The 6,879-nt window shown below is 73.7% G+C and carries 5 protein-coding genes; all 5 read right to left on the bottom strand.

Annotated features, from left to right (window positions below; translation table 11 throughout):
- Window positions 1-36: 36 nt before the first annotated feature.
- The 5 genes from ACWEOZ_RS41110 to ACWEOZ_RS41090 all read right to left on the bottom strand — a co-directional run bounded on the left by ACWEOZ_RS41110 (window position 37) and on the right by ACWEOZ_RS41090 (window position 6,690).
- Window positions 37-1,857 (bottom strand): family 16 glycoside hydrolase, encoded by a 1,821-nt coding sequence (locus ACWEOZ_RS41110; protein ID WP_451916102.1) that lies wholly within the window; start codon window positions 1,855-1,857, stop codon window positions 37-39.
- Window positions 1,858-2,106: 249 nt separating this feature from the next.
- Window positions 2,107-3,063: an Acg family FMN-binding oxidoreductase gene (locus tag ACWEOZ_RS41105; RefSeq protein ID WP_451916101.1), complete on the bottom strand. Its 957-nt coding sequence runs from the start codon at window positions 3,061-3,063 to the stop codon at window positions 2,107-2,109.
- 19 nt (window positions 3,064-3,082) lie between these two features.
- Complete coding sequence (locus ACWEOZ_RS41100) at window positions 3,083-4,066, bottom strand: Acg family FMN-binding oxidoreductase (protein ID WP_451916100.1); 984 nt, start codon at window positions 4,064-4,066, stop codon at window positions 3,083-3,085.
- A gap of 103 nt (window positions 4,067-4,169) precedes the next feature.
- On the bottom strand, window positions 4,170-5,837 hold the full coding sequence (locus tag ACWEOZ_RS41095; protein WP_451916099.1) for a GAF domain-containing protein: 1,668 nt from the start codon (window positions 5,835-5,837) through the stop codon (window positions 4,170-4,172).
- Window positions 5,818-6,690, bottom strand: coding sequence for a universal stress protein (locus ACWEOZ_RS41090; RefSeq protein ID WP_451916098.1), 873 nt, complete (start codon window positions 6,688-6,690; stop codon window positions 5,818-5,820). The genes ACWEOZ_RS41095 and ACWEOZ_RS41090 overlap by 20 nt, the downstream gene beginning before the upstream one ends.
- Between the last annotated feature and the right edge of the window lie 189 nt (window positions 6,691-6,879).

Below are 6,879 nucleotides of genomic sequence, written 5' to 3'. Positions count from 1 at the left end.
GGCCCGGCGGGGGTGGCCGCCGGGCCCGGCCGGTGGTCACGGCGTCACGGGCCGGCCGCCGAGGGTCACCGCGAGGTGGCCGTCGGAGGCGAAGGACCAGGCCAGCGCGCCGCTCAGCGCGGCGCACCGGGATCCGTTGGTGCCCGACCAGAACTGGTTGGAGCTGTCGGCGTCGCCGATGACCCGGTCGTTGGTGCCGCTGCCGCTGCGGCAGGAGACGTTGTTACGGAACACCGAGGTGCCCGCGTCGAAGTTGAAGTTGCGTTCGGTGTTGTCGATGCTGATGTTGTTGGAGATCGTCATCGCACCCGGGTTGCTGTTGTACGTGAACCCGTGCTTGCCGTTGTGGAATGCGATGCTGCGCCGCACGATGTGGTTGACCTTGATGTCCTCGCCACCGAGCTTGTAGCCGTTGCGGTCGCCGTTGCCGGCCTGGCCGCCGTTGCTCAGCGTGCCGTTGTTGTAGGCCAGGGAGTCCTCGATGGTGACCACGCCGATGGGCCCGGTGTCGGTCTTGGTGTAGAGGTCCCAGCCGTCGTCGATGTTGTTGTGCGACACGGCGTAGCGGAAGATGTTGCCGGAGCCGACGGTGAGCTTCGCGGCGAACCCGTCGGCGTCCTCACCGTCGGAGTCCGCGTTGTCGTGCGACTCCGCGCTCAGGATCAGGTTGTTGGCCGGCCACTGGCTGTTCGGGGTGTCCGAGGCGATCCGGGACAGCTGCAGCCCGGTGTCGCGGTTGAACCGGGTGATCGTGCGTTCGAGGATGTTGTTGCTGCCCCCGACGAAGATGCCGTTGTCGCCGGCGCGTTCCACGATGATGCCCGACACGTGCCAGAACGAGCCGTTGACGGCCAGCCCGCGGTTGGCCGGGTCCTCGGCCATGGCCGAGAAGTTCAGCACCGGCGTCTCACCCGGGTACGCCGACAGCTTCTTGCGGGCACTCGCGGTGCCGTTGTTGCCCGGCGCGATGGTGACCGTCTGCGAGAAGGCGTACGTGCCGCCGCGCAGGTAGATCGTCCCGCCGGCCGCGACCCGGGTGATCGCCGAGACCAGGGTGGTCGGGCTCGCCTGGGTGCCGGCCGCGCTCGCGCTGCCGTTGGGCGCCACGTAGAGCACGTCGCTGGTGGCCGGCGGCGGGGTGGTCGGCGGGGGAGTGGTGGGCGGCGGGGTGGTGGGCGTGGGGCTCGACGGGGGCGGGGTGGTCGGGCCGGTCGGCGACGGCGTGCCGCCGCCTCCGGTGGTGACCGTGACGTCGTCGAAGCCCGCGGAGGCGAAACCGGTCTGCAGGCCGATGCGGCCGGAGCCCGAGACGGAGCTGGTGCCGGTCCCGACCGTCGCGCCGTCGACGCTGCCGGTGACGGTCGACCCGGAGACGCTCAGGCTCAGGGAATACCAGGTGCCGGTGCTCACCGTCCGGGCCGCGGTGCCGAGCACCGTGATGCTGCCGCTGTTGACCGCCTGCAGCTGCGCCTGGCCGGGCAGCAACGCCAGCCGGTAGAACGTGGTCGAGCTCTTGGCCCGGGCCAGCAGGCCGACGAACCCGCCCGAGCCGAACGACAGCGGCTTGACCTTCGCGGACACCGCGTAGTCGGTCCACCCGGCGTCGCCGGCGAGCTCGCGGGCGTTCTCACTGCCGGCGTTGCTCTGCCGCAGCGTCTGCGTGCCGTCCGCGACGACCGACCAGGTGCCGCCGGACTTGGACCAGCCGCTGGTGCTGCCCGACTCGAAGTCGGCGGTGAAGACGGTGGCCGCCTGGGCGCTGGTCACGGTGAGGGCGAGTCCCGCCGTCACCAGGGCGACGAGAGTGCCGCCGCCGGCCAGCCGGCGCAGCCGGCGGGCCCGGGGTGAGGGTGCCATTCAGTGTTTCTCCTTGTCGCAATTGGACACCGCCGGTAGGCGCGCAGGGTGCGGCGACAAAGGGTCGTCGAGGTGCACTGAAAAGGGCCTCAATATGGCCGTCACCGCAGCGTGCGGCCCATCCTCGGGAGTGGCTCCGGCGGTCTCCGGGGACGGTTGTTCCGTGAGGAAATCCTCACCCGCCGATATATGAGAGTCAATAAATATGATGTGCAGGTTTGTTGCAATGGCGGTGTGGCCGAATTGTTTTCAGTCCGCGATCAGCACATCGTCGAGCGGGCGGCGGCGGCTCGGGCTGCCCGGCCGGCCGTAACCGATCCGCAGCGCCATCTGCGGCATCCCGGAGCGGCCGAGCGACCGGCGCAGCTGATCACGCGCGGCCGGCACCTCGATGGGCTGCGAGATCATCGAGCAGGCCAGGCCCGCGTCCGTGACGGTCAGCAGCACCCGCTGCAGCGCCTGGCCCGCCAGGAGCTGATCGTGCGGGCGGTCGCCGGCCGTGCCCAGGATGGCCACCAGCGGTTCCGGCTCGAAGTCGCGTCCCGCGGCCCGCCGGCGGTCGGAGAAGGCGCGCTGGGGCAGCAGATCCTGCGGTTCCGGCACCGGGGCCCCGGCCGGCACGGCGACACCGTCGGGCGCCTCGTCGGCATGCGTCCAGGTCGACATCTCGGCCTGGTAGCTCAGGTCGCGCCGCAGCACCCGGTCGGCGCTGTGGGCGATCTCGGCGAAGCCGCTCAGCGCGGTCATCCCGACCAGCAGGTCCAGCCAGCCGGCCTCCTCGCGGGCCGCGTCCACCAGCCGCTGGCGCACGTCCGGCGGCACGGGGTCGGGCCAGAACGGCCGGCGGTTGCTGTACCGGCGGGGGATCGCCGCGGCGAGGTCGGTCTCGGTGTACGTGGCCGGCCGGCGGGGACCGGGCGTCAGCCGGGCGAGCAGGTCCGGCTCGGTGCGGTCGGGGCGGAGCACGACCTCGGCCGGGATGCCCGCGACGGCCAGCGCCAGCCGGGCGTTGGCGATGGCGGCACCGCAGGCGATCCGTACGGCCCAGCCGGTGCTGTCCGCCACCGCGAGCTGCCGTTGCTGGTCCGCCAGCACCTCGATGGCGCCGGCCCGGAGCCGCAAGCGCCACGGCTGGCTGTTGTGCAGCGAGGGCGCCCGGACCGCCGCGGCGGCCGCGTGCCGGAGGTCGGCGTGGTCGTAGGTCATGACGGCAGGTCCCCTTCCCTCACTGCTCGACGCGGATGGTTTCCGCCGGGGCGCGGCGGGCCTGCGGCGGCAGCGGTGCGCGGTCGATCGGGTAGCCGAGCCGGACGGCGATGTAGGGCTCGCCGACGGCAGACAGCAGGCTGGTGAGCAGGTGCCGCGTCCAGGCGACCTCGACCGCCTCGCTCAGCGGCGCGGTGGCCAGCCCGTCCGCCGTGGCCAGCAGCAGGAGCGCGGACAGGGCCTCACCGCCGCGCAGCAGGTCAGCGGGCCGGTCCGTCATCCCGAAGACGATCACGTACGCGGCACCCTTGTCGACGCCCGCGCCGGCGCTCAGGCCGGGGATGCCCTCGGGGGCGAAATCGCGCACCGGCACCCGCCGCAGGGCCGGCTTCACCGCCGTCCCGGGCGACACGCCGTCGCCGCGCCACTGCGGCCGGTTCGTCCAGCGGTCCAGCTCCTCGCGGTAGGCCGGATCGTCCTGCTGGGCCCCGGCGGCCCGCTCGGTCGAGATGGCCAGCGCCGGCACCTGATCGGCCGGCACGACGTGCAGGTAGGCACCCTCGGCCTCGACGAACCGGCGCAGCTTGGTCAGCGTCTGCTCGGAGACCGGGTGGTCACCGAAGGCGCGCCGGTCGGTGCGGCGGCGTCCGACGGCCGCCGCCATCCGCTGGGCCTCCGGGTCGGCCGGGACGGCATGCCCCAGCCGTACGCGGGCCAGCAACGTCGGCTGCGCCGGATCGGGCAGCCGGTCCACCGTGCTGGTCCAGCCGGCCGCCGCCAGGGCCGTACGGGCGTGGTGCAACGCGGTGCCGCAGCTGAGCAGCAGCAGCCGTCCGTCGGGGTCGGTGGCGGCGAGCTGCCGGTCCGGGTCCGCGAAGAGCTCCATGGTGTCGCCGGTGATCCGCCACTGCCACGGCTGGGTGTTGAACACCGAGGGAGCGTGCAGCGACGCCTCGGCGGCCGAAGTGAGCTGCCGGGTGGCCTGGGGCGAATTCGCGGTCATGGTGGACCTCCTGGTGAGTTCCCCTCCACCATCGCGCCGCCGGCCCGCCCCGATCAGGGCCGAAAGACCCGAACCTCCCGGACTTCCGATCCCCGGGGCGAGGTCAGCCGCCGAGCGGCACCCGCCAGGTCACCACCGTGCCACCCTCGTCGGCCGGGCTCACCGTGCAGCTGCCACCCAGGTCGCCGGCCCGTTCACCCATGTTCACCAGGCCGCCGCGGGCCAGGGCCGGGTCGGTGCCGACGCCGTTGTCCTCGATCTGGATGATCACCTCGCCGCCGGCCGCGCGGACCGAGACCCGGGCCGTGCCGGCCTGGGCGTGCCGGGCCACGTTCGACAGGGCCTCGCGCAGCACGGCCAGCACCTCCGGCACCACGTCGTCGGGCACCGCGCTGTCCACCGGCCCCGACACGTCCAGCGTCGGCCGGAAGCCCAGGGCCGCGGTGGCCGCCTCGACCGCGTCGCGCAGCTCCGTGCGCAGGGAGTGGCCCACCGGGGCCCGCAGTTCGAAGATCGACCGGCGGATGTCACGGATCGTGGCGTCCAGGTCGTCGACCGCCGCGTTGATCCGCTTGACCGCCTCCGGGCGCAGCGCGTGCGGGGCGGCACCCTGCAGCTGCATGCCGGTGGCGAACAGCCGCTGGATCACGACGTCGTGCAGGTCGCGGGCGATGCGCTCGCGGTCCTCCAGCACGACCAGCTGCTCGCGTTCCTCCTGGGCCCGGGCCCGTTCCAGGGCCAGGGCGGCCTGGCCCGCGAAGCTGGCCAGCAGCGTGGCGTCGTCCTCGCCGCCGCCGGCGGCACCGGCGACGATCAGCACACCCTGGGGCAGGTCGGCGCCGGCCAGCGGCGCGGCCAGCACCGGGCCCGGCGGTACGGTGCCCGGCCAGTCCGCGACGCCGCCCAGCTCGGCACCGTCGGCGTACAACGCTTCCACGTCCACCGAGAGCACCTTGCCGACCATGTCGTCCGCGCCGTCGGCGACCTCGATGGTGTAGCGGGACCCGTCCTCGCCGGCCAGCAGCACCAGCACCAGCCCGGCCTCGGTGATCTCGCGGGCGCGGCGGGCGATGAGCCGCAGCGCCTCGGTGCGCCGGACCGTGCCGAGCAGCACCCCGGTGATCTCGGCGGCGGCCGACAGCCAGCGCTCACGCCGCTGGGCCAGCGTGAACAGCCGCGCGTTGTCGATGGCCACCCCGGCCGCGGCGGCGAGGGCGACCATGATCTCCTCGTCGTCCTCGGTGAACTCGTCGGCGCCCTGCTTCTCGGCCAGGTACAGGTTGCCGAAGATCTGGTCCCGGGTGCGGACCGGGACGCCGAGGAAGCTGTGCATCGGCGGGTGGTTGGGCGGGAAGCCGTACGAGCGGGGGTGCTTGGTGATGTCGGGCAGGCGGACCGGGTGCGGGTCGGTGATCAGCAGACCGAGGACGCCGCGGCCGTGCGGGAGGTCACCGATCTTGGCGTGCGCGGCCGGGTCGATGCCGTGGGTGATGAAGTCGGAGAGCTGCCGGTCGGTGCCGATCACGCCCAGCGCGCCGTAGCGGGCGCCGGCCAGCGCGCAGGCCGACTCGACGATGCGCTGCAGGGTGCTGCGCAGGTCCAGGTCGGTGCCGATGCCGACGACGGCGTCCAGCAGCGCGCGCAGCCGTTCCCGGCTGGTGACCACCTCGCCGACCCGGACCAGCATCTCCTGCAGCAGCTCGTCGAGCCTGACCCGGGACAGCGGGGTCAGTCCCAGCGACGGCTGCTCGTTACCCTTGGGCGCGACCATTCGCTGATGCTATCGAGGCGACCGGAGCCGGGGGTGTGACCAGCACCGGGCAACCGGCGTGGTGCAGCAGGTGCAGACCGGTCGATCCGATCAGCGTGTTGACCACCGCGCTGTGGGCCGGGCGCCCGAGGACCACCAGGCGGGCGTTGTGCGACACCGCGACCAGCACGGCGCCGGCGTCGTCCGGCGACACCACCGCCTCGGCGTCCACCTCCGGATATTCGGCGCGCCAGGGGGCCAGCCGGTGCTCGAGGCGCTCGCGGGCGGCCGCGTTCAGGGCGGCGACGCCGTCCTCGGAGGCCGGGATGTCACCCACCCACAGCGGGGCCGGCGGGGCGTAGGTGCGCAGCACGGCGAGTGGCGCGCCGTGCCGGGCCGCCGTCGCGAAGGCCTGATCCAGGACCGCGTCGTCGGTCGCCGAGCCGCAGACCCCGGCCACGACCGGCCCGCGGGCCGCGTCGGCCCGGCCCCGGACGACCACCACGGGCACCCGCGCGTGCGTGGCGACCTGCTGACCGACGGAACCGAGCAGCAGGCTGGTGAAGCCGCCCCGGCCCCGGTGCCCGAGCACGACGAGGCCCACGTCCTCGAGACTCAGCAGCGCCGGCACCGGTTCGCCGCGTACCGCCTCGGCGCCGATGACGACACCGGCCGCGGCGGACTGGGCGTGGCGGACAGCGGCGTCGAGCACCGCGCCCGCCAGCAGCCGCTCGGCGGTGTCCTCGGTCGGGCCGTACGCGTACACGATGCGCAGGGGCACGCCCCGGCTCGCGGCCTCCACGGCGGCCCACCGTACGGCTGCCTCGCTCGTCGAGGTGCCGTCGGCGCCGACGGCGATCGTCGATGTCGTCATGGCGGGTCTCCCTTCACCCGCACTGATCGTGCGCGCGGCGGGCCCCGGGCCGGCAGGGCGTGAGGTCCCGTGCTGGCTGGGACCTTCGACCCCGGTGCAGCAGGAACTGATGCGGCTGTGACGCCCGCCGTGTCGCCGGATGCGGATCGTTCGTGCGGCTAGACTTCCGGGCAGGTGCGCCGGGAAGTC

This window comes from Actinoplanes sp. NPDC004185, from assembly GCF_053603475.1.
Note: the sequence above shows the minus strand (reverse complement) of the source record. Positions and strands in the feature narration are given on the sequence as shown.